At 63.3% G+C, this 26315-nt stretch carries 24 protein-coding genes; 12 read left to right on the top strand and 12 right to left on the bottom strand.

Features of this window, described 5'->3' with window-relative positions:
* The first annotated feature begins 7 nt into the window (after window positions 1–7).
* From ACFQ95_RS06410 to ACFQ95_RS06395, 4 genes are read left to right on the top strand one after another with little or no spacing between them, the layout of a single operon-like run.
* Window positions 8–352: an STAS domain-containing protein gene (locus ACFQ95_RS06410; protein ID WP_422830005.1), complete on the top strand. Its 345-nt coding sequence runs from the start codon at window positions 8–10 to the stop codon at window positions 350–352.
* Entirely contained in the window at window positions 349–1248 is a 900-nt protein-coding gene (locus ACFQ95_RS06405) for a patatin-like phospholipase family protein (RefSeq protein WP_422830004.1), read from the top strand. Before ACFQ95_RS06410 ends, ACFQ95_RS06405 begins: the two co-directional genes overlap by 4 nt.
* A gap of 33 nt (window positions 1249–1281) precedes the next feature.
* The gene (locus ACFQ95_RS06400) at window positions 1282–2484 is read left to right on the top strand and encodes a PP2C family protein-serine/threonine phosphatase (protein ID WP_422830003.1); all 1203 of its coding nucleotides are present in this window, start codon (window positions 1282–1284) and stop codon (window positions 2482–2484) included.
* Window positions 2481–3095 carry a GNAT family N-acetyltransferase gene (locus ACFQ95_RS06395; RefSeq protein WP_422830002.1) on the top strand — a complete coding sequence of 205 codons (615 nt, stop codon included), beginning with the start codon at window positions 2481–2483 and terminating at the stop codon, window positions 3093–3095. Before ACFQ95_RS06400 ends, ACFQ95_RS06395 begins: the two co-directional genes overlap by 4 nt.
* A gap of 26 nt (window positions 3096–3121) precedes the next feature.
* Here ACFQ95_RS06395 and ACFQ95_RS06390 read toward each other — a convergent pair whose 3' ends face one another.
* A complete protein-coding gene (locus tag ACFQ95_RS06390; protein WP_422830001.1) occupies window positions 3122–3811 on the bottom strand; it encodes a mobilization protein in 690 nt (229 codons plus the stop codon).
* Between the two features lie 132 nt (window positions 3812–3943).
* Here ACFQ95_RS06390 and ACFQ95_RS06385 point away from each other — a divergent pair, with 132 nt between their 5' ends.
* Window positions 3944–4993, top strand: coding sequence for an NAD(P)H-dependent flavin oxidoreductase (locus ACFQ95_RS06385; RefSeq protein ID WP_422830000.1), 1050 nt, complete (start codon window positions 3944–3946; stop codon window positions 4991–4993).
* Window positions 4994–5004: 11 nt separating this feature from the next.
* Here ACFQ95_RS06385 and ACFQ95_RS06380 read toward each other — a convergent pair whose 3' ends face one another.
* Entirely contained in the window at window positions 5005–6231 is a 1227-nt protein-coding gene (locus tag ACFQ95_RS06380; RefSeq protein WP_422829999.1) for an AI-2E family transporter, read from the bottom strand.
* A 194-nt stretch (window positions 6232–6425) separates the two neighbouring features.
* Between ACFQ95_RS06380 and maiA the strand changes: the two genes are divergently transcribed.
* Window positions 6426–7091, top strand: a complete 666-nt coding sequence (gene maiA, locus ACFQ95_RS06375; protein WP_422829998.1) for a maleylacetoacetate isomerase — start codon at window positions 6426–6428, stop codon at window positions 7089–7091.
* Window positions 7088–7888, top strand: coding sequence for a peptidoglycan editing factor PgeF (pgeF, locus tag ACFQ95_RS06370; protein ID WP_422829997.1), 801 nt, complete (start codon window positions 7088–7090; stop codon window positions 7886–7888). The genes maiA and pgeF overlap by 4 nt, the downstream gene beginning before the upstream one ends.
* Here pgeF and ACFQ95_RS06365 read toward each other — a convergent pair.
* Complete coding sequence (locus ACFQ95_RS06365) at window positions 7820–8122, bottom strand: hypothetical protein (protein ID WP_422830095.1); 303 nt, start codon at window positions 8120–8122, stop codon at window positions 7820–7822. The two genes, pgeF and ACFQ95_RS06365, sit on opposite strands and share 69 nt — an antisense overlap.
* A 163-nt stretch (window positions 8123–8285) precedes the next feature.
* On the opposite strand from ACFQ95_RS06365, the gene ACFQ95_RS06360 reads away from it, so the two are divergent.
* The 4 genes from ACFQ95_RS06360 to ybaL all read left to right on the top strand — a co-directional run bounded on the left by ACFQ95_RS06360 (window position 8286) and on the right by ybaL (window position 14205).
* Window positions 8286–10055, top strand: a complete 1770-nt coding sequence (locus ACFQ95_RS06360; protein WP_422829996.1) for a PHA/PHB synthase family protein — start codon at window positions 8286–8288, stop codon at window positions 10053–10055.
* A gap of 193 nt (window positions 10056–10248) precedes the next feature.
* Window positions 10249–11427, top strand: coding sequence for an acetyl-CoA C-acetyltransferase (locus ACFQ95_RS06355; protein ID WP_422829995.1), 1179 nt, complete (start codon window positions 10249–10251; stop codon window positions 11425–11427).
* Between the two features lie 99 nt (window positions 11428–11526).
* Window positions 11527–12264, top strand: a complete 738-nt coding sequence (phbB, locus tag ACFQ95_RS06350; RefSeq protein WP_422829994.1) for an acetoacetyl-CoA reductase — start codon at window positions 11527–11529, stop codon at window positions 12262–12264.
* A 204-nt stretch (window positions 12265–12468) separates the two neighbouring features.
* Entirely contained in the window at window positions 12469–14205 is a 1737-nt protein-coding gene (ybaL, locus tag ACFQ95_RS06345) for a YbaL family putative K(+) efflux transporter (RefSeq protein ID WP_422829993.1), read from the top strand.
* A 54-nt stretch (window positions 14206–14259) separates the two neighbouring features.
* On the opposite strand, the gene ACFQ95_RS06340 is transcribed toward ybaL, so the two are convergent.
* From ACFQ95_RS06340 to ACFQ95_RS06315, 6 genes are all read right to left on the bottom strand, one after another.
* Complete coding sequence (locus ACFQ95_RS06340; RefSeq protein WP_422829992.1) at window positions 14260–15033, bottom strand: carbon-nitrogen hydrolase family protein; 774 nt, start codon at window positions 15031–15033, stop codon at window positions 14260–14262.
* A gap of 73 nt (window positions 15034–15106) precedes the next feature.
* On the bottom strand, window positions 15107–16450 hold the full coding sequence (locus ACFQ95_RS06335; protein WP_422829991.1) for a c-type cytochrome: 1344 nt from the start codon (window positions 16448–16450) through the stop codon (window positions 15107–15109).
* Window positions 16447–17160: a c-type cytochrome gene (locus ACFQ95_RS06330; RefSeq protein WP_422829990.1), complete on the bottom strand. Its 714-nt coding sequence runs from the start codon at window positions 17158–17160 to the stop codon at window positions 16447–16449. The genes ACFQ95_RS06335 and ACFQ95_RS06330 overlap by 4 nt, the downstream gene beginning before the upstream one ends.
* A 150-nt stretch (window positions 17161–17310) precedes the next feature.
* On the bottom strand, window positions 17311–20796 hold the full coding sequence (locus ACFQ95_RS06325) for an EAL domain-containing protein (RefSeq protein WP_422829989.1): 3486 nt from the start codon (window positions 20794–20796) through the stop codon (window positions 17311–17313).
* A 267-nt stretch (window positions 20797–21063) separates the two neighbouring features.
* A complete protein-coding gene (locus ACFQ95_RS06320) occupies window positions 21064–21378 on the bottom strand; it encodes a 2Fe-2S iron-sulfur cluster-binding protein (protein ID WP_422829988.1) in 315 nt (104 codons plus the stop codon).
* Window positions 21375–21995 carry a DUF938 domain-containing protein gene (locus ACFQ95_RS06315; RefSeq protein WP_422829987.1) on the bottom strand — a complete coding sequence of 207 codons (621 nt, stop codon included), beginning with the start codon at window positions 21993–21995 and terminating at the stop codon, window positions 21375–21377. The genes ACFQ95_RS06320 and ACFQ95_RS06315 overlap by 4 nt, the downstream gene beginning before the upstream one ends.
* 145 nt (window positions 21996–22140) lie before the next feature.
* Between ACFQ95_RS06315 and ACFQ95_RS06310 the strand changes: the two genes are divergently transcribed.
* Complete coding sequence (locus ACFQ95_RS06310) at window positions 22141–22671, top strand: GNAT family N-acetyltransferase (RefSeq protein WP_422829986.1); 531 nt, start codon at window positions 22141–22143, stop codon at window positions 22669–22671.
* Window positions 22672–22752: 81 nt separating this feature from the next.
* On the opposite strand, the gene ACFQ95_RS06305 is transcribed toward ACFQ95_RS06310, so the two are convergent.
* From ACFQ95_RS06305 to ACFQ95_RS06295, 3 genes are all read right to left on the bottom strand, one after another.
* Window positions 22753–24042 carry a multifunctional CCA addition/repair protein gene (locus ACFQ95_RS06305; RefSeq protein WP_422829985.1) on the bottom strand — a complete coding sequence of 430 codons (1290 nt, stop codon included), beginning with the start codon at window positions 24040–24042 and terminating at the stop codon, window positions 22753–22755.
* Window positions 24043–24088: 46 nt separating this feature from the next.
* Window positions 24089–24775 carry a glutathione S-transferase family protein gene (locus ACFQ95_RS06300; protein ID WP_422829984.1) on the bottom strand — a complete coding sequence of 229 codons (687 nt, stop codon included), beginning with the start codon at window positions 24773–24775 and terminating at the stop codon, window positions 24089–24091.
* A gap of 595 nt (window positions 24776–25370) precedes the next feature.
* Window positions 25371–26276, bottom strand: a complete 906-nt coding sequence (locus ACFQ95_RS06295; RefSeq protein ID WP_422829983.1) for a 5'-nucleotidase — start codon at window positions 26274–26276, stop codon at window positions 25371–25373.
* Window positions 26277–26315 lie beyond the last annotated feature (39 nt).

Below are 26315 nucleotides of genomic sequence, written 5' to 3'. Positions count from 1 at the left end.
AACCTTCATGCAAATCGACATCACCCAACACGACAAGATTTTTGTGCTGGCCATCACCGGCAGCATAGACAGCCTGAGCGCCGACACCCTGACGCAACGTTTTGCGGAGTCGATTGCCCAGGGCAACACCCGCCTGGTGGCGGACTTTTCGTTGGTGAACTACACCAGCAGTGCGGGCCTGAGATCTTTGCTGGGCACGGTCAAGAGCTGTCGTATCGCTGGCGGTGATCTGCGCATGGCCACGGTGCAGCCGCAGGTGCAGCGGGTGCTGGAGATCGCCGGTTTCACCAGCATTCTGAACATCTTTCCGGATGTGCGTCAGGCATTGGACAGCTTCACGGAGGCCGCATGAAAGGTGTTCTGGAAGACCGTCCTGTGGTCACGCTGGTGATTGGTTCGGGCAGCGTCAAGTGTGCGGCCGCCATCGGTGTGGTGAAGGCGCTCAGCGAGGCCGGTATCGGCATCGACCGGCTGGTCGGCTGCAGTGGCGGGGCGCTGTTCGCGGCCGGCATTGCCCTCGGTTTCGATGCCCGCAAGTTGACCGACATCACGCTGCGCACCTGGACGCGCAAGCTCACCTCCAAGCGCAACCACATGGGTGTTCTGCGGCTTTTGGCACCCAAGCTGTTCGGCTTCAAGCCGGACAGTTTTGGCCTGCGCGACGACGCTCCCATGCTGGCCGCCTTTCGCGATGTGTTTGGCCAGCAGCGCATTGAAGACACAGCGATTCCACTGCACATCACGGCGACCGATTTCATGAACGGCGAGCTGGTCGACATCACCCGTGGTGACCTGGTGCAGGCGCTGCGCGCCAGCGTCTCGCTGCCCCTGGCGTTTCGGCCGGTGAAGCTCGATGGCCGGCTGCTGGTGGATGGCTATATGTCCGATCCCTTGCCCATCAGCGTGGCCATGAAAAGCGGCAGCCGGGTGATTGTGGCGGTGGGTTTCGACACACCCTTCCAGGAGAATATCCGCAGCGCGGGGCGCTTCGCGGCACAACTGAGTGCCATTCTGGCGAACAATCTGCAGAAGTCGCGCCTGGCGTTCCAGAGTGCAGCACATCACTCCGAGCTGATTCTGATCCTGCCGGAATTCAAGCAGCGTGTGCGCCTGTTTGATACCGAAAAGGTGCCCTACATCATCGAAGAGGGGGAGCAGGCCACGTTGCAGCAGCTGCCTTACCTGCGCGCGTTGCTGGATGCCGATCGTCGGCGCGTTGAACATCGCCATGCCCTGGCTGCGGCCTGAGGGCAGGGCCTGCATCTTGCGGGTGTGGGCAGCATGATCTCTACCCTGGCGTCAAGCTCAGCGGAGCACCTGGAGCGCCCCATGCGTATCCTGGTGGTGGACGACCTGGAGCTCAACCGTGAGCTGCTGGTGCGGCGCATCCAACGGCTGGGCCACGAGACCGGCATGGCGGCCAACGGCCGCGAGGCACTTGAACAACTGCAGCAGCAGGACTGGGATCTGGTGCTGCTGGACATCACCATGCCCGAGATGGACGGTTATGAGACCTTGCGCCGCATCCGGCTCGCGCCGCATTCGGCGCAATTGCCGGTGGTCATGGTCTCGGCCATAGACGAGAGCGAAAGTGTGGTGCGCTGCCTGGAGTTGGGCGCCGACGACTACTTGCCCAAACCCTTCAACCCGGTGGTGCTGCAGGCACGCATTGAAGCCTCGCTCGCCAAGAAACGCCTGCAAGACCACAGAAGCGAGTTGTTTCAGGCACTTTCACGCGAGCTGCAGATCGGCCAGCGCATACAGCAGGGTTTTCTGCCCGCGGAATTGCCGCAACTGAGCGGCTGGACCCTGGGCGCAAGCTGTACGCCGGCGCGGCAGGTGGGTGGCGATTTCTATGACGCCTACACCCTCCCCGGTGGTTTGCTTGCGCTGGTGGCCGCCGACGTGTGTGACAAGGGGGTGGGCGCTGCGCTTTACATGGCCTTGTTCCGCACCTTGCTGCGCGCCATGGCCTGCCAGGCTTTGCCGGACGAGTCGCCCTCGGCGACGCTGGTGCGCAGCGTGGCCTTCGCCAACGACTACATCGCCACCGTGCATGGCCACGAGAACATGTTTGCCACGGTTTTTTTTGCCCTTTTGGAGCCCGGCAGCGGGCGCATGTACTACCTGAATGCGGGCCATGAAGCGCCGTTTTTGCAACAGGCCGAAGGTGGCGCCATGCACCGGCTCGCGGTTACCGGGCCGGCTGTGGGTTTGTTGCCCGGCAACCGCTGCGGCGTGCAGAGCTTGACGATGCAGGCCGGCGCCAGGCTGCTGGTCTACACCGATGGGGCGACCGAGGCCCAGGGGCCATCGGGGGCTTATGGCGAAGAAAGTTTGGGCCAGGCGTTGGCCTCTTTGGCCGGATCGGCGCAGAACATGGTGGACGGTGTGTGTGCGCACCTCGCGGGCCATGTGGGTGCATTCGAGCCGCATGACGACGTTACATTTTTGGCGCTGACGCGCGAAAGGGGAAGCGCATGAACCTGCAGCCTGATGATGTGGCCAGCGGCGATGGGGGTTTCTCAGCGTCTTCACCACCGCCTGTTTTCCTGCGCCGTGTGCGCCTGGAAGATGCCCAAACCATGCGGCGCTTTTTACTGGAACTGAGCGTGCCATCACGACGCAACCGCTTCCACGGCGGGGTGAGCGCCGCCTCAGCCAAGCTGGTGGACGATCTGGTCACCGCCGATGGCACACAACATGCGGCTTGGGTGGCCTGCATCTGGGGGGCCAACGGTGAAGAAATCGTCGGCGAGGCGACCTGGTTTCTGGTGGACCCGGCGCGCGGCAGTGCCGAGCTGGCGCTGAGCGTGCTCGACGGCTGGCAGGGCTCGGGCGTGGCGAGCCGGCTGATGAGCACCCTGATTGCCGGCGCGCGCGAGGCCGGGGTACGCCATCTCTACGGCGACGTGCTGGATGTCAACAAACGCATGCTGGCGTTCATGAAGAAACACGGACTGGAGCCGGGCTTTGATGCACCGCCCGACCGCGGTGTCGAGCGTGTCAGCTGCCAACTCACGCAGAGCGGGTTTTCCGCCGCATCTTCAGCCGATCAACCCGCCATGCTGCCCGAGGACTGGGCGAATTACTAAAACGCCTTAACGTGCCTTAACGTGCCTTAAAGCCCCGCGTCGGCGATTTCGCGGTAGGCGTCGCGCAGCCAGATCTTCACGCGCTGGCGGTCCATCAGGCCCAGGCCACCGTCGTCTTGCGCATGGGTCGCGGCCCAGAAGCTGCTGTTGCCGGCATCAATTTTCTGCACGATGCTGTCGGCCAGCTTCTTCAGCGTGATGACCTTGGCACCCATGCCTTCGGCGCGCGCCTGCAAGCCTGAGGCCTCCAGGATGGAGAAGTCGTTGCCACGCAACTGGTTGCGTACGATGCGCAGGTTCAGGCTGTGGCCAAAACGGTCGAGCAGCTTTTCCAGCAGATCGACCGAATCCTTGCCCGAATCCATCACGTGCCAGTAGGTCAGCTTCATGCCGAGATCCTTGGCGAGTGTGAGCACGTCGGCACCCTCTATCCACTCCACCAGCGGAAGATAGGTTTGTGCCGCCAGATCGACCAGAATACGGCGTTCCGGGTCTTGCGAAGCCGATTCGATGATGGCGTCAAATGCGTCATACCGGTCCAGCACAATCGGCGAGGCGTAGTCGGCGTAGTAACGCAACAGCGTGCCGTGCGAGCGATCGGTATCAAACCCGATGAACGGCAGGTTTTGGTCAATCATGTACTGTGCCAACACGCGTGCGGTGAGCGATTTGCCCACGCCGCCTTTTTCGCCGCCGATGAAATGAAGATGGGACATGTCGGGTTCCGGTTTGAAATGGGTGGAGAGATCGTGAACAGGCTTCAAGAGCCAGGCTCGAAAAGCCACAATGGCGAACTGCAGTGTCACGCAAAGAGCATGCCGTTTGCCTATCCATAAGGGGAAATTTTTGTGACATCTCATTTAACAGAACTTCTAGGTAGCCGCTGGCCCCTGCTGCAGGCGCCCATGGCGGGCGTGCAAGGCAGTGCCATGGCGGTGGCCGTGTCCAACGCGGGGGGGCTAGGCGCATTGCCGGCGGCCATGCTCAGCCCGGCGCAGTTGCGTGAAGAGCTCACACGTATAAAGGCGCAAACCACGCAGCCCTACAACGTCAACTACTTCTGCCACACGCCGCCCACGCCTGACGCGGCGCGGGCAGCCGCATGGCGTGGCGCGCTGCAGCCGTTTTACGACGAGGCCGGCATCGACAGCGCCACGGTTGCGCCGGGCGTGGGCCGTTCACCGTTCACCGCCGAAGCCGCGGATTTGCTGCAAGCCTTTCGCCCGTCGGTGGTGAGTTTTCACTTTGGTTTGCCCGCGCCCGAACTGCTGGCGCAGGTACGCGGCTGGGGTGGCAAAGTGCTGAGCAGTGCCACAACGGTGGAGGAGGCGCTGTGGCTGGAAGCCCAGGGGGTTGACGCGGTGATTGCGCAGGGTCTGGAAGCCGGCGGCCACCGCGGCATGTTTTTAACCGACGACATCAGCAGCCAGATGGGCACCATGGCCCTGCTGCCGCAAGTGGTGCGCGCGGTGCGTGTGCCGGTGATCGCCGCTGGCGGCATTGTGGATGTGGCCAGCATCCGTGCGGCGCTGGCCATGGGCGCGGCGGGTGTGCAGGTGGGCACGGCCTACCTGTGTGCCGACGAGGCCAGCACCAGTGCCATTCACCGCCAGGCCTTGCAAGGTCCGGCAGCGCGGCATACCGCGCTGACACGGCTTTTTACCGGCAAGCCGGCGCGAGGCATCATGAACCGGCTGATGCGCGAACTCGGGCCCATGAGTGAGCTGGCCCCGGCTTTTCCGTTGGCCACCACCATGATAGGCCCGCTGCGTGCATGGGCCGAGGGCCAAGGCCGCGGTGACTTCACCCCGCTCTGGTCGGGCCAGAACACCTCGGGCTGCAAGGCTTTGCCGGCGGCCGAGATCACCCGCTTGCTGGCACAGGCCTGGGAGGCCTGAGTTTCTAAAGCTCAGTTCCCGAGGAACTCACCCAGGGGCTTGAGGTCGTCAATGCGGTCACATACCGCTTTGACGGCCATCAGAATCGGCACGCCCAGCAGCAGCCCCCACACGCCCCAAAGCCAACCCCAGGCGATCACACCAACGAAGATGGCCACAGGGTTCAGGCGGCTGTTGCGGCTGGCCAGCCACGGGGTGATCAAGGTGCCCGCAATGCTGTGGATGGCGACCGACAACAGCAGCACCGCCAGCGCCATGTTGACGCTGCCAAACTGCAAAAAAGCCACCAGCGCCGCGCCACCCGCGGCCACTGCCGAACCCACATAAGGCACCAGCCGGAACACCGCGCCGACCACGCCCCACAAGGCGGCGTTTTCCAACCCCACGGCCCACAAGCAAAGTCCGGTCACCACGCCCACCAGGGCGCTGATGGCCAGGTGCAGCAGCAAGTAGCGCTGGATCTGCTCGGTGATCTCGTTCAGCGCCTGCACGGTGATCTTGCGCTGCGCCAGCGTGTTGCCCGCCACACGTACCAGCTTGCGCCTGAAGGTGTCGCCAGCGGTGAGTAGAAAAAACGTCATGAACAAAGTGACTATGCCTTGCCCGGCCACGCGTGCCAGCCCCATGGTGCCGGTCCACAAGTAGTCTTTGATGTTGAAGCGCGCGGGTGCCACCTGCACCTGTGTGATGCGGGTGGTTGTCGTGGTGGTGCTGGACGCGTCCCCGCTGGTCACCTGCACCAGTTGTTCGGCGGCTTTTTGCACGGACTCCAAGGTGCTTGGCGCGACCACCTTGGCAGCGCGTTTCTCGCGGTCGGTGGCCACCTTCACTTTTTGCACGGCTTCGGGTAAGGCCGTCACCAAGCGTGAGGCGTCGTCGCGCAAAACATAGGCACCGCCGCCAATGGCCCCGATCAGCAACAGCAGCAGCACTCCAGCGCCGAGTGCACGCGGCACATGCCAGCGTTCCAGGCGATCCACCATGGGGGTCAGTGCATAGCTGCACAACAAGCCCAGCATCACCGGTATGAAGACCGCGCTCGCCCAGTGCAGCAGAAACAGCGCCACCGCCAGCGACAGAAAAACCAGCGCCGTGTTGCGTACGTCGACCGGAACCGGCGCAACCGCTTCGACCGACGCTGGCGCCGCCGCTACGGCCGCTGCAACAGGCTGGGCAGACGGGAACGTCGTCACAGGTTCTGCGCTAGGTGCAGCGCTGGGGTTGGGCGCATCAAACATGGGGCGACGATACGAGGCCGCCCTTGTCTGGTTCGTCAGCGACGCATGGAATCGGCTGTAGGCGCAGGGCGCTAGTGCAGGCCTGGGATTGAAGCCAAATAGGCTTTTCAGGCTTGTAGTAAAAGCGAGAGGTGCTCCTGATTCGTGAGCAAGGCGATGCCTGTCGACCCGGCAACGCGCTATCCTTGGGGCCCATGAAGCTTCACAACTACTTCCGCTCGTCGGCCTCGTACCGCGTGCGCATTGCCTTGGCCGTCAAGGGCCTGGCTTATGACTACTTAGCCGTTCACCTGGTCAAGGGCGAACAAAAGGCCCCGGCCCACGCGGCCATCTCGCCGGACCGTCTGGTGCCGGTGCTGGAGGTGGACGGCGAGTTCCTCACGCAGTCCATGGCCATCATCGAATACCTGGATGAGCAGCACCCGACGCCGCCGCTGTTGCCTGCCGACGCCTTGGGCCGCGCCCAGGTCCGTGCGCTGGCGCAGATGGTGGCTTGCGAAATGCATCCGCCGACGAATTTGCGGGTGCTGAAGTACCTGGTCAACGAACTGGCCCAGGATGAAGAGCACAAAACCGCCTGGTACCACCACTGGTGCCGCAGCGGGCTGGAAGCGTTTGAGCGGCAACTGCAAGTGTTGGCCGAGAGCCGTGCGCGGCGCGGCCTGGCGCCATCGGTGTTTTGTTATGGCGACAGCCTGACGCTGGCCGACTGCTGCCTGCTGCCGCAGATCTACAACGCGCAACGCTTCAACGTGCCGCTGGAGGGCCTGCCATTGACCATGGCCGCGTTTGAAGCCGCGCTGCAAACCCCCGCCGCGCAACAGGCCCACCCCAGTGCCTGCCCGGACGTGCAAGCATGACGCTGCCTATCGACTGGCTTGTGCCCGACTGGCCGGCCCCGGCCAATGTGCGCAGTGTCTTCACCACACGCAGTGGCGGAGTTTCCACCGGGCCTTATGCCAGCCTGAACCTGGGCGACCACGTAGGGGACGATGCGGCAGCGGTGCAAACCAACCGGGCGCGCCTGGCCGAAGTTCTGGGTGCCACACCGGTGTATTTGCAGCAGGTGCATGGTTCGGGCGTGGTGCGGCTGCCGATTACGCCTACGTCGCCGAACGCTGCCCCCGTACAGGCCGATGCCTGCTTCACCACCGAACGCGGCCCGGCCTGCACCATCATGGTGGCCGATTGTTTGCCGGTGTTGTTTACCAACCGCAGCGGCACCGTGGTCGCAGCGGCCCACGCGGGCTGGCGTGGCCTGGTGGGGTTGCCGGGTGAGGGCGGCGTCCTGGAAAGTAGCTTTAAGCAAATCATGGCGGCAACGCAGGCTGCAGATGCGCCAGATGCTTCGCAATTCATAGCGTGGCTAGGCCCTTGTATTGGCCCGGCGCGGTTTGAAGTGGGTGACGAAGTGCGCAGCGCATTTGTGGCGCAGCAGGCTCAGGCCAGCGCGCTGTTCCAAGCCCATGGTCCAGGCAAGTGGCTCGCAGATTTACCAGGCTTGGCGCGCCAGCGCTTGGCGGCCATGGGCATCAGCAGTGTTTATGGCAACAACGGCAGTACCGACTGGTGCACCGTGGACCAGGCCTCAAGTTTCTTTTCCTACCGGCGGGAGCGTGTCAGCGGGCGCATGGCCGCTTGTATCTGGCTCGGCTGAGTCAGCAACTGCGGCGGCTGAGGTGGCCTCTTGCGTGGCCTCGGCCGCTTCCTGCGCCTTGATGGCACGGCGACGCAACGGGGCGCCCCACAGGTACACCACCAGCGCCACGGGTGCCGCGCCATACAGCACAAACGTGAGGATGCCGCCCAGCACCGTGCCCGTGGTGTTGGTGGCCTCGGCAATGCCCATCATCAGCGCGACATAAGTCCACGCAATTACAACTAGGTACAACAATAGAAACTACCTCCATTGCCTCGGCAAACAGACTCTGAAAGAATTTAGGGTTAACCCTGGGTGGTCGGTGCGCTGTCTATTGAATGGTCCCAATAGAGTGCGTACAAGGCTCTCATAATAGGAGGCCTTAATTCTCAGGCTTCACACGCGAGGAGACAGCATGCATTCTGAGTCGGATTGGACCAGTGTAGGTTTGCAATTCCAAAAAGCCTTCGGTGAGGGCTGGTCGAAAAATTGGCTCCAAGCCATGCAGGGTCTGCAGAGCAGCATGACGGGCACGCCGGCCTTTGGTGCTCAGTCCGGATCACTTCCTTCGTTTCCAGACGGTGCAACGCTGCCCCGCATCGCTTTTTCTCCAGAGAAACTGCTGGCCCTGCAGCAGCAGTATCTGGAGGAGTCGGCCAAGCTCTGGAACAGCTCCGTTGACCAGAGCCAGATTGGCGGCGACCGGCGTTTTGCCGCTCAAGCCTGGGGGCACAACCCCAGCGCCGCGTTTTCAGCGGCGGCGTATTTGCTGCAAACCCGCACCTTGCTGGCCCTGGCCGATGCCGTGGAAGGGGATGACAAAACCCGTGCGCGTATTCGTTTTGCCGTGGAGCAGGCAACGGCTGCAGCATCGCCCAGCAACTTTTTGGCGATGAACGCGGATGCGCTGAAAACGGCGGTGGAAACCAAGGGTGAAAGCATCGCCAAAGGCCTGCAAAACCTGGCGGCCGACATCCGCAAGGGGCATTTGTCCATGACCGATGAAAGTGCCTTCGAGGTCGGCAAAAACGTCGCCACCACCGAGGGGGCGGTGGTCTTCGAGAACGACTTTTTTCAACTCATCGAATACAAACCCTTGCCGGCTGCCAAGGGTGCGACGAAAGTCTACGAACGCCCGTTCCTGCTGGTGCCGCCGTGTATCAACAAGTACTACGTGCTCGACCTGCAGCCGGAAAATTCGCTGATCCGTTATGCGGTGGAGCAAGGCCACCGCACCTTCGTGGTGAGTTGGCGCAACCCCGACGCCTCCATGGGCGAGAAGACCTGGGACGACTACATTGAAAACGCCGCCATCAAGGCCATCGAAGTGGTGCGCGATATCTCTGGCGGCAAAACCATCAACGGCTTGGGCTTTTGTGTCGGCGGCACCATACTCAGCACGGCTGCCGCGGTACTCGCCGCGCGCGGCGAAAAGCCGCTGGCCAGTCTGACGCTGCTGACCACGTTTCTGGACTTCAAAGACACGGGCATTCTGGACGTCTTCATCGACGAGGCCATGGTGGCCTACCGCGAAATGCAGATGGGCAAGGGCGGCCTTTTGGCCGGCAGCGAACTGGCGTCGACCTTCTCGTTCTTGCGGCCGAACGATCTGGTGTGGAACTACGTGGTGGGCAACTACCTCAAGGGGGAAACGCCGCCACCGTTTGACCTGCTGTACTGGAACAGCGACGCCACCAACCTGCCAGGGCCTTTTTACGCCTGGTACTTGCGCAATACCTACCTGGAAAACAATCTGGTCAAGCCTGGGCACATGACGGTGTGCGGCGAAAAGATAGACCTGGGCAAGATCGATGCGCCGGTCTACATCTACGGCTCGCGTGAAGACCACATCGTGCCGATTGGCGGCGCCTACGCCTCCACGCAGCACTTGCGCGGACCCAAGCGCTTCGTCATGGGGGCATCCGGCCATATTGCGGGTGTGATTAATCCACCGGCGAAGAAGAAGCGCAGCCACTGGGTCAGCGACTCTGCCAAGTTCCCGGCCGATGTACAGGACTGGGTGAAGGGCGCCACTGAGCAGCCCGGCAGTTGGTGGAGCGACTGGTCCGATTGGCTCAAGGGCCATGCTGGCAAGCAAGTTGCTGCACCCACGACCTACGGAAAGGGTACGCAGTACAAAGCCATTGAGCCCGCGCCCGGGCGCTACGTGAAGGCCCGAGCCTGAGCAGGGTTTTCAGGTCGCGTTCGTATTGGTCATCCAAAGTACGCAGAATGACTGACAAGGCAAAGCCCTAGTCATCTTTTGCTCGAGGACGGCTTAGCATGGCCTCGGCGTGTGACCTAGGGGCTAGGGCGCGCTTTGCGGCTGCAAGTTCACTAACTTTTTTCATCACCTCAAATTCACTCTGGAGCACACCATGGAAGACATCGTCATCGTAGCCGCCACCCGTACCGCTGTTGGCAAGTTTGGCGGCTCGCTCGCCAAGATCGCCGCCACCGACCTGGGCGCTGCCGTTGTGAAAGAAGTGCTGGCCCGTAGCGGCCTGGCCGCCGACCAGATCGGTGAAGTCATCATGGGCCAGGTGCTGGCCGCTGGTGCGGGCCAGAACCCGGCACGCCAAGCCGTCATCAAAAGTGGCCTGAACCAGGGAACACCCGGCCTGACCATCAACGCCGTGTGTGGCTCGGGCCTGAAGTCCGTGATGCTGGCGGCGCAGGCCGTGGCCACGGGCGACAGCGAAATCGTCATCGCTGGTGGGCAGGAAAACATGAGCGCCTCGCCGCACGTATTGCTGGGCTCACGCGACGGCATGCGTATGGGCGACTGGAAGATGACCGACACCATGATCGTCGACGGCCTGTGGGACGTCTACAACCAGTACCACATGGGCATTACCGCCGAGAACGTGGCCAAGAAGTACGGCATCAGCCGCGAGATGCAGGACGCGCTGGCCCTGGCCAGCCAACAAAAGGCGGCAGCCGCACAAGAGGCCGGCCGCTTCAAGGACGAAATCGTGCCGTTCAGCATTCCGCAGAAGAAGGGTGACCCTGTCATTTTTGACAGCGATGAGTTCATCAACAAGAAGACCAACGCAGAAGCGCTGGCCGGCCTGCGCCCGGCGTTCGACAAGGCTGGCGGCGTGACCGCCGGTAACGCCTCCGGCATCAATGACGGCGCCGCTGCCGTAATGGTGATGACGGCCAAGAAGGCCGCCGCCCTGGGCCTGAAGCCGCTGGGCCGCATTGCCAGCTACGCCACCTCGGGCCTGGACCCCGCCTACATGGGCATGGGCCCGGTACCGGCCTCGCAAAAGGCCTTGGCGCGCGCTGGCTGGAAGGCACAAGACCTCGACCTGCTCGAAATCAACGAAGCTTTTGCGGCGCAGGCTTGCGCCGTCAACAACGAAATGGGCTGGGACACCAGCAAGGTCAACGTCAACGGCGGCGCGATTGCGATTGGGCATCCGATTGGTGCGTCCGGCTGCCGTATTTTGGTGACGCTGCTGCACGAAATGGGGCGTCGCGACGCAAAGAAGGGCATCGCCTCGCTGTGCATCGGGGGTGGCATGGGAGTTGCCCTAGCTATCGAGCGGTGAGATCGGCCCACAATGGTTTAGACCTGGTGGGCAAGGTCCTGCCAGCGAAAGTGTGACCCGCTATTCGGTTCAACGAACATTTAAAAAAGGGGATATGAGATGAGTCAAAAAGTAGCGTACGTCACGGGTGGCATGGGTGGCATTGGTTCCGCCATTTGCCAACGTCTGCACAAAGAAGGTTTCAAAGTGATTGCTGGTTGCGGACCGACCCGCGACTACGACAAATGGCTGGCCGAGCAAGCGGCTCTGGGCTACAAGTTCTATGCATCCGTGGGCAATGTAGGTGCGTGGGAATCCACGGTCGAAGCCTTTACCAAGACCAAGGCCGAGCATGGCCCCATTGATGTGCTGGTGAACAACGCCGGCATCACACGCGACCGCATGTTCCTGAAGATGAGCCGCGAAGACTGGGACGCCGTGATCGAAACCAACCTGAACAGCATGTTCAACGTCACCAAGCAGGTGGTCGGCGACATGGTGGAAAAAGGCTGGGGCCGCATCATCAACATCAGCTCGGTGAACGGCGAAAAGGGCCAGGCCGGTCAGACCAATTACTCGGCGGCCAAGGCCGGCATGCACGGCTTCACCATGGCGCTGGCGCAGGAGTTGGCCAACAAGGGTGTGACGGTCAACACCGTGAGCCCGGGTTATATCGGGACCGAAATGGTGCGCGCCATCCGCCAGGAAGTGCTCGACAAAATCGTTGCCACCATTCCGGTGAAGCGCTTGGGCCAGCCTGAAGAAATTGCCTCCATCATTGCGTGGCTGGCGTCGGAAGAAGGTGGTTACTCCACTGGCGCCGACTTCTCGGTCAACGGTGGCTTGCACATGGGCTGATGCTTTAGCGGCGTGGCGCCGCTTTCGCCTCGTTTGCTCATACAAAACCCGCTGGGCTCAGGTCCAGCGGGTTTTGTTCTTTCGGGTAACCCCACGCACGCATGGAACTTCGCCTTTTCGGGGATTGGCTTGGGGCCTGCTGTAGTAAATTGCAAAACACGTTCTAAGAATATTTAAATCTCATCTCGAGAGGAGCCCCCGCGCATGCCCCACAGTGTTTCGCTCATCAGCACCATCGCCGCCGGTCTGGGCCTGGCCCTTGTGCTGGGCATGCTGGCGATACGCCTGCGCTTGCCGGCGTTGGTGGGCTATTTGCTCGCCGGGGTGGTGATAGGGCCGTTTACGCCCGGTTTTGTCGCGGACGCCAGCATCGCCAGCCAGTTGGCCGAAATTGGCGTGATGCTGCTGATGTTTGGTGTCGGTCTGCATTTTTCGCTAGACGACTTGCTGGCCGTGCGCAAGATCGCCGTGCCGGGGGCAGTGGTGCAGATGTCGGTGGCCACGGCCTTGGGCATGGGCCTGGCGCATTGGTGGGGCTGGAACCTGGGTGCTGCGCTGGTGTTCGGTTTGGCGTTGTCGTGTGCCAGCACGGTGGTGCTGCTGCGCGCGCTGGAAAGCCGCGGCGTGCTCGATACCTTCAACGGCCGCATCGCGGTCGGTTGGCTGGTTGTGGAAGACCTGGCCATGGTGCTGGTGTTGGTGCTGCTGCCGCCGCTGGGTGGCTGGCTGGCCGGGCGTGAAGAGGGTAGCGAGAGTTTGGCGGGTCTGTGGCGCACCTTGGGTTTGACGCTTTTGCAGGTGGGCGCTTTTGTCGCCTTGATGCTGGTGTTGGGCCGGCGCTTTTTCCCTTGGGTGTTGTGGCAGGTGCAGCGCACGGGCTCGCGTGAGTTGTTCACCCTGTGTGTGGTGGCCGCAGCGGTCAGCATTGCGTTTGGCGCCACGGCGCTGTTTGGTGTGTCGTTTGCGCTGGGCGCCTTCTTCGCCGGTATGGTGATGCGTGAATCCGAGTTCAGCCACCGGGCAGCGGAAGAGTCGCTGCCGCTGCGCGATGCTTTTGCCGTGCTGTTTTTTGTCTCGGTCGGCATGTTGTTCGACCCGTTGGTCATTCTCGACCGGCCGCTGCAGGTGTTGGCCGTGGCGGGCATCATCATCGTGGGCAAGTCTGTGGCGGCGGGGGCCTTGGTGTTGATGTTCCGCTACCCGCTGAACACAGCGCTCACGGTGTCGGCCAGCCTGGCGCAGATCGGCGAGTTTTCCTTCATCTTGATGGGGCTGGGTGGTGCGCTGGGCCTGTTGCCACCCGAGGCCAACAGCCTGGTACTGGCCGGTGCACTGATCTCCATCGCCGTGAACCAACTCTGCTTCAAGATGGTGGAGCCGCTGCAGCAGTGGATACTGGCGAAGTCGGCCTACGCGCGCAGGCTGGAGGCGCGTGACGACCCGATGGCTGAACTGCCCATGAACACCGAAGACAAATACCTCTCGCGCCAAGTGGTGCTGGTGGGTTATGGCCGGGTTGGTGAACGCATCGCCAACGCCATGCGGGCGCACCATATTCCGTTTGTTGTGGCCGACCAAAACCGCGAACTGGTGGAGCGCCTGCGCGCCGAGGGCACGGCCGCCGTGTTTGGCGATGCGGCCGAGCCTACGGTGTTGATCCAGGCGCATATTGCGAACGCACGCATGCTGGTGATTGCCACACACGATGCGTTCAACGTGCGCCAGATGATCAGCACCGCGCGTACGCTCAACCCCAACATCCAGACACTGGTGCGCACCCACAACGAAACCGAGGCGCGCTTGCTCGAGAGCGAAGGCGCTCAGCACGTCTTCCTGGGCGAGCAGGAGTTGGCGCAGGCGATGGTGCGCCAGGTGCTGGCGCGTCCCGAGGAAGCTCGGCCCAATTCAGGGCACGGTGCCCTACACGCCCACGGGCGTTAATTGTTCATACGCCCACGGGCGTTAATTGTTCATACGCCCACGGGCGTTGACTGCTTACACCGGCACGGCCAGCACCTCACCGCGCCATTGACCATCTTCCCGCGTGGCGATGACCAACACGTCGCCGCTGCCGGGGGCTTGCACGACAAGCTCCCCGCCCGGCGCCCAGAAGGCGCTTTTCCCCGCGCAGGTGTAGCCGCCTGATGGGCCGCCGTGGTTGGCCAGCAGCACGCCCATGCCCAAGTCACGTGCGTGGGCGCTGAGTTGCGCGACTTCGGCTGCATGGCCGCCCACCGATACCAAGGAACTGGCCAGGTACAGTGCCGCGCCGGCTTCTGCGGCACGCGCCGCATGTGGTGCATGCATGGATTCGGCACAGATGGCCAGCGCGGCAGCGGTATCCTGAATGGCAAAGCGGTGGGGCGTGAGATCGCCGCCCGGCGTGGCAAAGACTTCTTCACCAGCGTGCAGATGCTGCTTCAGGAATGCCGCGTGGCGACCGTCGGCGAAGAAGGCCAGCGCACCGATGTGTGGGCGCTGGGCATCAGCGCTGGCCACCGGCGCACCCACGATGATGCTCATGCGGGCCTGTTTGGCGCAAGCACGCAGCGGCAGCAGCCAGGGGTCCTGGGGCTTGAGCAGGCTCTCGCGCAGCAAGGCAGGTTCGTAGCCGCTGAGCGACAACTCGGGGAACACCAGCGCATCCACCGCGGCGGCTTGTGCGGCCGCGATGAAGCGCATGTGGGTGATGAGGTTGGCGGCCACGTTGCTGGGCTGCGAAGTTGTTTGGGCCGCGGCAATACGCAGGCGTTGGGGTGGGCTGGTCATGTTATGAATTGTGCAGCCGGTGTCGCATTCTCAGTGGGCGAAAACCGCATCATTTGTTAAGGGTCTTCAGCGGCTAAGGCGACTGCACGCCACGTGCCTGGATCACGTCCAACTCGCTCACCCCGCCCGCCTGGTTGCCCCAACTGGTGCGCAAGTGCGTCAACACGGCGGCGATGTCGCGATCGTTTAATTGCAGTGCAAAGGGCGGCATGCCGTAGGGTCGCGGGTTGCCGGCGGTGGCCGGGGCGTAACCGCCTTTGAGCACCATCTGTACCAGGTTGGTGATCTGCGGCATGGTCACGGCGCGGTTACCGCCCAGCGGCGGGTAGGCACCGGGCACACCTTTGCCGTTCATGCCGTGGCACACGCTGCAATGCTGGGTGTAGAGCTGGGCGCCGCTGGCGGCGACGCGGCTGTCGACCTTGGGCGCAGTGTTGCCGGGCTGGCTGTGCGGGCTTGGCGGCAGGGCTTTCAAATAGGTCGCGACAGCATTCAGGTCTTCGGTGTTCAGGTACTGCGTGCTTTGCAATACCACCTCGGCCATGGGCCCCAGAGCCGAGCCGCCGGGGGACACACCGGCTTGCAGCAGGCGCACGATGTCGGCCTGCGGCCAGTCGGCCACGCCGGCTTCATGCGGGTCGCTTAAAGAGGGCGCGTACCAGTTCTGCATGGGGATCTGGCCACCCGCGAGGAACTGCGCACTGTCCAGCCCGCCGAGCCGGTTGCGCGGGCTGTGGCAGGCAGCGCAATGGCCCAGGCCGGTGACGAGGTAGGCGCCGCGTTGCCATTCGGCAGATCGAGCAGAAGGATTGGCGGGCGGCGCGATTTCATCTTTTTGGCCGCCCGGTGTGAAATACAAGGCGCGCCACACCGCCATCGCCGCCTGCGTGCCGTAGGGCCAGCGCAAGGTATCGGGGGTGTTGGCCTGTGTGGTGGCGGGCAGGCTTTGCAGGTAGCTGAACAGCGCATCGCTGTCCTCCCGTGTGACCACGGTGTAGCTGGTGTAGGGGAATACCGGGTTCAGCCTGCGGCCATCGCGCGAGCGGCCGTGGTGCAGTGCATTCCAGAAATCGGTGGACGACCAGCGGCCCAGGCCGGTGTCGTCGTCGGGCGTGAGGTTGCTGCTGTAGACCGTGCCGAACGGCGTGTCTATGCCGCGCCCACCGGCGTAAGCTGTGCCGCCGCGGCTGGTGTGGCAGGCGGCGCAATTGCCCACGCGTGCGAGGTAGGCGCCGCGCGCCACATTGGCCGCACCCGCGGGCGTGTCGATCGCGGGCGGGGCCTCGCGCGGCGCTTCGTCGTCCATCAGGGCCAGCCACTGGCGGCTGGTGCCCAGCACAAACACCAGCAACAGCGCAACCCAGATCAAGGCGCGGTGCGGACGCACCGGTGTGGCTTCAGGGAGGTGCTTTTTCATGGCCGTGCCGCCACATTCGGCGTCGGTGGCGGCGCGCTGCCACACACCATGTCTGCTGCGCCAGTCGCTGAAGCCAGTGCGGCTTTGGCCGGGTGCGGGTCTGCGGGCAAGGCTTGTGCGGCAAGCCAACTGGTGGCGGCAAAAACGTCTTCGGGGCTGAGCTTGCGTGCGATATCGGCCATGCAATCGGGCGCATGGGCGCGGCGTGCCCCCGCGCGCCAGGCGCCGAGCTGGGCGTTTAAATAATCACGCGGCAGGCCCAGCAGGCCGGGTGTGTTGGGGGCTACGCCGGTGAGTTTGGCACCATGGCATTGGGCGCAGGCGGGCAGGCCACGTGCCGCGTCACCGTGCAGCGCCAACTGCTGGCCGCGCTGCAATACGGCAGCGGGGGCGGCAGTGGGCTGCGGCGGCGGATAGGGCAGGTCTAGCGCCGAAAAATACTGCGCGATTTCCATCAGGTAGGCGTCGCTCAGCGGGTCGACCATTTGTGTCATCAGCCCATAGTGGCGCCGGTTGTCGCGGAAGTTGAGCAGCTGGTGGTACAGGTAACCTGCGGGTTTGCCGGCGATGCGCGGGTAGTAGCCATCGCTTGCCGCGCGGCCTTCACGGCCGTGGCAGGCGGTGCAGGCCATGGTGCGTTGCGCCATGCTGTCTTCAAAGTGCAGGGGTTGGGCTTGTGCACTCGCCAAGTCGCCCAGCAAACTGCCCACGAGCCAGACGGCAACGCACAGAAGGCGGGCAAAACATGGCCACGAAGTGGGAGCTGTTTTCACGGCGGGGTGTTGTCTCTTTTGTAGTGAGGCAACCTTAGCAGAAACAGCCTGTGGCGCCGCTTGGGCGTTTTGCCCCAGGCCCGGCTTTCAGCGCGGCGCGCGCGCCAACTGGGTGAACAGTTGTTCGACCGGTGCGGGCCGGGCAAACAGGTAGCCCTGGAAGGCTTTGCAGCCCAGCAGTAGCAGGAAATTGCGCTGGCCTTCGGTTTCCACACCTTCGGCCACGACCTGCAGGTCGAGTGCTTGGGCCAGCGCCAGTATGGTGCGCGCAATCGCCGCATCGTTGGGGTTGGTGAGCACGTCGTTGACAAATGACTGGTCTATCTTCAACTGGTCCAGCGGCAGGCGCTTGAGGTAGCTCAGAGACGAGTAGCCGGTTCCAAAATCGTCGAGCGAAAAGCCCACACCGTGGTCTTTGAGCGCGGCCATTTTTTCGATGACGTCTTCCACGTTCTGCAGCAGCATGCTTTCGGTCAACTCTATCTTCAGGCGCCGCGGGTTGGCCTGGGTGCGTGCCAGGGCGCTGAGCACCTGCACCACAAAGTCGGGCTGGCGCAATTGACGGGCGCTCACGTTGACCGAGATGCTGAGGTGAGAGGTGTCGGAGGAATGGCTCCAGCTGGCCAACTGGTGGCAGGCGGTCTCCAGCACCCAGGCGCCGATCTCGTGGATTAGTCCGGTCTGCTCAGCAATCGGAATGAACACCGCCGGCGACACCAGGCCACGGCTGGGGTGTTGCCAGCGCACCAAGGCTTCCACACCGACGATCTGCGCCGCGCTGTTGACGATGGGCTGGTAGTGCAGCAGCAGGTGTTGGTGGTGTATGCCGTGGCGCAGGTCGGCTTCGAGTTCGGCGCGATTCTGCACCTCGGCCTGCATCTCTGGATTGAAGAAGCGCAGGGTGTTGCGGCCCGCAGCTTTGGCCTGGTACATGGCGACGTCGGCCTGTTTGAACAGTTCGTTGATGCTGTGGGTGCTGCCCTGAAACAGCGCAATGCCTATGCTGGGTGTGCTGTGGTGTGTGGTGGAGCCCAGGTGGTAGGGCTGGGCCAGTGCGCCCAGGATGCGGCGCGCCGTTTGCTCGGCCAAGGCGTTGGCGTCGCCATGGGGGCGGCCGAGGTTGTCGAGCACCACCACGAACTCGTCGCCGCCAAAGCGCGCCACGATGGCGGCGTCTGTCGCAGCGGCTTTTAGACGTTGCGCCACTTGCACCAGCAGCGAGTCGCCTACGCTGTGGCCGTGGGTGTCGTTCAGGTCCTTGAAGTTGTCCAGGTCGATGAACAACAAGGCGCCACTGGCGCCGGTGGTCATGTTGCGGACCAAGGCTTCGGCGAGTTGCAGCTCCAGCAGGCGGCGGTTGGGCAGGTCGCAGAGCGCGTCGTAAAACGCCAGGCGTTCGATTTCGGCCTCGGCCAGCTTGCGGGCGGTGATGTCCTGCCCGGTGCCCCGAAAGCCGGTGAAGCGACCGTTCTCATCCAGTACCGGCAGGCCCGAGACCGACACATACATCAGGCCGGGCACTGTGGTGTTTTGCAGGGTGAAGACCTGGTCGCGAAATTCTTGCCGCGAGGCGATGAGGGCCTCCCACCGCGTCAGTTCCGCGGGGCTGTGGAAAGCACCGATTTCCTTGGGCAAGTCGTCGGAGGACAAGCCCACCACCGTGCCCAAGGGATGCGCCGACGTGGCTGGCGCTGGCGTGACGCTGTGGGCCGTACTCCCCACAACGCCCGCCGGAGCCTGGACTTCCAGTTCCCAGAACCAGTCGCTGCTGAGCTCGGTGAGGCTGCGAAAACGGGCCTCGCTTTCACGCAGGTCGGTTTGCGCCTGGATGTACGAGGTGACGTCGGTGAAGGTGCGCACCCGTTCACCCGAGAGCAACATGCGTGAATGCACCTCCAGCACTTTGCCGGTATGGGTGCGGCGCAGATAAGTGGTGGGGACGTCGCTGGGCTTGGCGATTCCGCTGGTGGCCTTTTGCACGTAATCGCGCGCGTGTGGTGCGATCAGGTTCAGGTCGGTACCGAAGTCGCCGCGCTGGTTCTGGAAATCAACAATTTTGGACACATGGGGCCGGGCTGCCAGCAGTTCGTCCGGCAAGTCCAGCAATTCGCGCAGCCGCGTGTTGTAGGCGATCATGTGCTGGTCTGCACTGACCAGCGAGATGCCTTGCGAGATGCTGTTGAGCATGTCGCTCATGGTGCGCGACTTCTGCTCCAGCAGCAGGCTAGTCTCGTTCAAGGCCTGCTGGGCTTGCAGCTTGAGGCGCTCGGCACGTTGCGCACGGATGAAGTGGCTCAGGGTGCCGAGCAGCGGCGCGGCGGTGGCCAGGTCGGCGGCACTGTAGCCGTGGCCGAGGTGCGCGGCGTCTGCGGGGCGGCTGACCACCACGTGTCCGACCCCCTCGCCATTGATCAACACTGGCATACAAGCCAGCCATGAAGCCTCAGGCGCGCCCAAGGCTTCCAGGCGGCCAGTCCAAGCCTGGCCCGTGGTGCTGGCCGTGTGCAGAATGTCATCGAGACGGCCTTGTTGCGCCGACACCGGTGCTGGCTCTGCGCCGGCGCCACGGTTGTTGCCGTCGACACCCTGGTCGGCCAGGGCCATCTGCGCAAAAGCCGGCGTCGCGGCCAACAGGCGACTGCCGGAGGGCGTCAGCAGCTTGGTGATGAAACCTTCGGTGCTGCCGGTGAGGGCGAGCATGTCTTCCAGTATGTAGTCAAAGGCGCGGCCTTCGTTCATGTCTTGCATGAACGCGGTCTGGGTGCGGCTCATGGCATGCAGCAATTGGTTCTGCTGCTGCAGCGTGGCTTCGGTCTCCTTGCGCCGCGTGATATCCACCAAGGTGCCGGCCATGTGGCTGGCGGCACCGCTGGCGTCGCGCTGCGCCACCCATCCCCGGCTGAGCACCCAGATCCAGTGCCCGGCCTTGTGGCGCAGCCGCAGCTCCACCACGTCTTCGGGTGTAGCGTGGGCCATGCCTGGGACTGCCATCAGCAGACGCTGTTGGTCTTGCGGATGCATCAGGTCTTTCCAGGCGTCACGCGGAATCACCATCTCGACCTCGGGGTAGCCGAGCATGCGGCACCAGGCCGGATTGACCACGCAGTCGCCGGTGTGGGCATCCCAGTGCCATAGGCCGATGTGGCCGTTGAGGGTGGCCATGTCGAGTTGCTGCTGGCGCTGTTGCACATTGCGCATGGCGGCCATTTTTTGGCGCAGCAAGGCGATGCGTGCGGGCAGCGTGAGCACGTAGGCCAGCGCTTGATCTGTGAGCAGGTAGTCGGCGAAGCCGCTTTCCAGCGCCTGCACCGCAGCCATTTCCTCACCCGCTGCAATACACAACACCGCGCTCTGGTGCGGCTGCAGATGGGCGATCCACTCGGCCGGACTGCGGCCCAGCGCGCCATGGTGCACCAACACCACATCGATCAAAGGCCATGCCGGGGATAGTTTGGCCTGTGCCAGCGAACTGGCGGCGACCACCTCCAGCGGCAACTGCAGGCTGGCTGCTGCCGCCACCACGGATTGCGCGCGCGCGCCATCCGGGTCTATGAGCAAAATGGGCGTAGGCATGTCAGCTGACATTTTTCAAGCGCGCAGCCCGCTGCGGGTAGATGCTGAGGGGTGGCGACTAAAGGAGCAAAAAGGACGACGAATCATTTGAAGCCGCTGGCTGGAAAGCACGGATGTTGGTGGGGACCCGCGGGTGATTATGTGGGCGCCAAAGGTGCACGCACAGCGCTAAAGAAGATTTGTATCCTTATGAACACAACTTGTAACAAGTAGCCCGCAAAGCGAGCGCTGCCCGTCTTCACGCTTTAAAGAGGGTTTGGTCCACGCTCAGTCAAAGGCATCCCAGGCGCCGAAGCGCAGCGTCACATCGCTGGCCGCGCAGGCGACGCAGGGCAAGATGAAGCCGGCGGCTTTTTCGTCCGGGCTCAAGCCCGGCCAGGCGACGCTGTAATACACCTCGCCGCGGGTCAAATGGCTGATGCAACTGCGGCAGGTGCCGTTGCGGCAGGAACTCACCGGGCGCAAACCTGCGTGTTCGGCCGCCACCAGCAGGGGCAGGTCTGAGGGCGCGGGGAAGCTGCAGCCCGTGACGCTGTCGGTGGCCTGGAACACCTGGCTCCACGGTGCGGCGGGAGAGCTCATGCGACCTCGCCCGGCTGGCGCCACAGCAGCAACAGGTTGTGGCTGGGCATGGCGAGGCGCGTGGGCTGCGTCAGGCCGGCGGCGCTGGCGGTTTGGCGCACGGCTTCCAGTGTGCGAATGCCCCAGGCGGCGTTGCGCTGGCGCAGGTCGGCATCAAAGGCCAGGTTGCTGGGGGCGGTGCTGACATCGGACTCGAGAAAAGGGCCATACACCGCCAGCAAGCCGCCCGGTTTGAGTTGGCTGCTGGCCGCGTGCATCAGTGCCGCGCATGTGGTCCACGGCGAGATGTGCAGCATATTGGCGCAGTACAGCAAATCCACTGGCGCCAGCCCGGGGCATGGCCAGACGCTGTGGCACACGTCCAGCAGCAGTGGCGGGCGTACGTTAGGGCTATCAGCCGTCCAGGCGCGGATGGCGTCCAGGGCTGCCGGCTGGCTGTCACTGGGCTGCCAGGTCCACTGTGGCAGGGCCTGGGCAAAAGCCGCCGCATGTTGGCCGGTACCGCTGGCGATTTCCAGCGCCAGTCCGGCTGGCGCCAGGTGGGGGCGCAGCGCGTCCAGAATCGGTGGCAGGTTGCGCTCGGCGGCGGCGCTGAAGGGGCGGGTGTGGGCAGGCATGGCGGGACAAGTTTAGCCCTCGCCAGGGCTCATTTTCAAAGCGTGGAGCGGGGCTGTTGGGCTGGCTACAGACGTGAAATCGATTTGCGGCGACAATCCTTGTCCCTCGAAATTTTGTGACCCACGGTCTGAAGACCGTTTTTCCATGCCCAATAGTTTTTCCGCTTTCGAAGTTCGCCCTCCTGAAATGGACGAGGCGCAAGCCATTGCTGACCTGCACGCCACCTCTAGCCACGCGGCCTACCACGGCATCGTGCCCGAAGAAGTGCTCACGGCCATGCCCATGGCCAAGCGGTTGAAGATGTGGCAAGACGCCATCGAGTTTGGCGACCCGCAAGTGCAAATCGCGCTCGATGGCGACCAGATCGTCGGCTTCGTCGGCTACGACCGCTCGCGCGACAAAGGCACGAAGAACACCGTTGGCGAAATCTGGTACATCTACGTCGACCCAGGCTACCTGGACCAAGGTGTTGGCCTGGCCTTGTGGGACGCCACGCGCGAAGCGCTGGTCGAAGAAGGCTGCACCTCGGTGACAGTGTGGATCCCGCTGCGCAACGAACGCGCCATGCGCTTCTTTGACCTGGCCGGTTTCAAGCGCGAACTCACCACCGCCAAGACCGTGCCGCTGGGCAATATCAAGATTGAAGAAATGCGCTTGAAGCGCGGGCTGGAGTAAGCCTTTTTCTGTGAGGGGGGTGAGCGCTGCTGCGCCCCCTGGTCATGGCTAGGCGTGGCTCAGACGCGGCTCGGCAGCGGCTCAGCCCAGCGCAGCATCTCCAGTGCTTTGCAGCCAGCGCTGTACCGCCTCTACCCGCGCACGCTGCACCCATTCCCCAATCTGTGCTCCTTTGGCGCCTAAGGCCACGGCTGCACTGGCGCTGCTGGCCGTGTCGACGTTCAAAGCCGCGGCCTGTGCCGCGAGCAGGCGCGGGCGTTGCGGGTAGGGCTGGTCTTGCAGGCCTAGGCGGCCACGTGCATCGCATTCACAGGCCCATAACACCTGGGCGAAGCGTTCGCTTTTGCGGATGGCATCACAACGCTCCAGCAGGCGCACCAGGGCCTCGGCGCCGAATTCGCTGCTGCGGTGGATGTTGCCGTGTTCCCGCGCCACCACGTCGGCGAGCTCGCGGCAATCGGTGGGCACACGCAGGCGTTCACACACCCCTTTGAGCAGCTGGGCACTGCGCTGTTCGTGGCCGATATGGCGTGGCAGCACGTCGGCGGGCGTGGTGCCCTTGCCCAGATCGTGTGTCAGGCAGGCAAAACGCACGGCCAGCGGCGCTTTTAATTGGGCGGCCATGTCGAGCACCAGCATCAGGTGCCAGCCGGTGTCGACCTCGGGGTGGTAGTCGGCGCGTTGCGGCACGCCCCACAAACGCTCCACCTCGGGCAACAGGCGTTTCAGTGCGCCGCAGTCGCGCAGCACTTCCAACATACGCGACGGACGGGGCTGCATCAGGCCACGCGCGATTTCTTGCCACACGCGTTCGGGCACCAGTGCGTCGACTTCGCCTTCGGTCACCATCTCGCGCATCAAGGCCATGGTTTCCGGGGCGACGCTGAAGTCCTCGAAACGTGCCGCAAAACGCGCCAGCCGCAAGATGCGCACGGGGTCTTCGCGGAAGGCGTCGGTGACGTGGCGCAGCACTTTTTGCTGCAAGTCGGCCTGGCCGTTATAAGGGTCTGTGAGGCGCGAGAAATCTACGTCAAATTGGCCGGTGACGCTTGTTGGCAATGCGTAGGCAGCTATCGCATTAATAGTAAGGTCGCGCCGTGCCAAGTCTTCTTCGAGTGTCACATCGGGCGCGGCATACACGGCAAAACCACGGTAGCCGGGCGCGGTTTTGCGCTCTGTGCGGGCGAGTGCAAACTCTTCTTTGGTCCTGGGGTGCAGAAACACCGGAAAGTCTTTGCCGACCGCAACAAAGCCCTGGCCCAGCAAGTCATCAGGGCTGGCGCCCACCACCACCCAATCACGGTCGCCCGCACCTTCTGGCCGCGCCAGCAAGGTATCGCGCACCGCACCACCCACCAAGTAAATTTGCATGCTGGGCAGTGTAGACCTTGAAGGCGTTAAGAACGTGCTGACGATCTTAGGGCTGCAGGCGGTATGGTTCGTCGAACACCACAAAGTCGTGTTCTTCGAGCGCATCGGCAATCCACGCCTTGACGCCGGGGGCGGCGCATACGCGGTCGATATAGGCGCTGATCAGCGGCGTGACCGGTAGCGCATAGGTGCGCAGGCGCATGCACACCGGCGCGTAGTAGGCGTCGGCGATGCTGAAGTCGCCGAAGAGGAATTTGTCGCCACCGGCCTGCTCCAGCAACTCGGTCCACATGGCGACGATGCGCGCCACGTTGGCGCGCACACCTGGGTTGTCGCGCCACACAATGGCACCGACTTCGGGCAGGCTGGCTTCGATGTTCATGGTGCAACTGCTGCGCAAGGCGGTAAAGCCGGCGTGCATTTCAGCGCAGATGCTGCGGGCCCGTGCGCGCGCCAGGCGGTCCTGCGGCCAGAGGTTTTTTTCGGGAAATTTGTCGGCCAGGTATTCGGCGATGGCGAGCGAATCCCAGACCGCAAAACCATCGTCGACCAGCACCGGCACAGTGCCCAGGGGGTTGAGGGCGGTGACCGTGTTTTTGAAAACCGAGCCTTCTTCGAGTGAGTCAAAACGCACCATCACTTCTTCGAACGGAATGCCGGCTTGTTTGAGCACTACCCACGGGCGCATGGACCACGAGGAGTAGTTTTTGTTGGCGATGTAGAGCTTGAGCATGGGGTTTCCTGGAGGGGCTTGAACGGGGAATTGTCGATGCTAGCGTGCAAGCTGGGGTTGATTGATGCGCTTTTTGGGGTTGATTGATGTCGGGGCTTTGGCTGGCGTTGTGGGTGGCGGCACGTCCCTGTTTCGCCCGGTGGCGAGTTACTTTCTCTTTGCGCAAAGAGAAAGTAACCAAAGAGAAGTCGCCCCCACTGCCTGCGTCCCTTCGCGTTGCGAAGGGCAACCTGCGGTGCTCGGGGCCAGCGGGGTCTGGTGCAACTCGCTGCGCTCAGACATGCCCCAGCCCTGATCCGCTGCCCCCTGTGCTCCTCGGCGCAGTCAGAGGGGGAAATGCAATACCAACCCGGCTCGCTACGCATCGCCTGACCTGGGCCTAGCGTAGCAATGGTCCCGAGGCTTCACTCTCCTCCGGCTGCACCTGCTGCGGGGATTTGGGGCGTTTTCATTTTGCGAAGTGAGCAAACCCCGCGTGCAAGGCACGCCTGTACGCACAAGAAAATCGGCTTCGCCGATTTCTGCAAAAGCCACTCGCCCGCCGGGCCGAGACCCGGCCGACCGCGCTGTTGAAAACCCAAGCTCCGCCACATTCCTAACGCGGCTCGTTGGAAATGCCGCTGTTCACATGCCCCGAAGGCACATGTGCGGCCGCCGACTGCACATGTCCCGTCTGATCATCAAAAAAGAAATCGGGCTCAAACTCGCGCAGAAATGCACCCTTGGAAAGTCCGCCCAAAAACATGGCTTCGTCGACCGCGATGTTCCAGCTCATCAGCGTCTGGATGGCGCGCTCGTGTGCCGGTGCGCTGCGTGCCGTGACCAGTGCGGTGCGGATGCGCATGCCGGTGGCTTCCGTCTGCTGCAGGCGGTGCAGTGCGGCCAGGAGGGGTTTGAACGGGCCGTCGGGCAAGGGCAGCGCTGCGTTGTCGGTTTCATGGCGCTGAAAGGCGTCCAGGCCCTCGGCCTGGTAAATGCGCTCCGCCTCATCAGAAAACAGCACCGCATCACCGTCGAAGGCAATGCGTACTTCGGTCGGGTTTTCGTCGCCCGCTTGCACCGATTCGGTCAACACCCGCGCAGCCGGAAAGCCCAGGCTCAGCGCGTGGCGCACGTCGTCTTCATTGGCCGACAGGAACAGGTGCGCGCCCAATGGCCGCAGGTAGCCGAAGGGGTTGCGTCCCTGTGTGAACACGCCGCGCTGCACGCTGGCCAGGCCATGCGCCTTGCACGAGCGGAACACGCGCATGCCGCTGACCGGGTCGTTGCGTGACAGCACCACCACTTCTACGCGTTGCACCTCTGGTGTATTGAAGGCCAGCAGCTTGTGCACCAGGGAGAAGGCCACGCCGGGCGCTGCGGGCACATCCAGACGCTGGCGTTGCAACTCCACATAGGCGCGGTCGTTGCCGCGTTCAAACACGCGGTTTTCTTCTTCAAAGTTGAACAGGGCGCGCGAGGAAATCGCCACCACCAGCTTGTTGTCGAGTGAGACGGCCATAAGAAGTTCTCGTAACTTTAGATGCCAGGTTGCGCTGAT

This window comes from Variovorax sp. HJSM1_2, assembly GCF_049316285.1.
Taxonomy (GTDB): Bacteria; Pseudomonadota; Gammaproteobacteria; order Burkholderiales; family Burkholderiaceae_C; genus Rhodoferax_B.
This window is presented reverse-complemented; position numbering and strand designations above follow the sequence as displayed.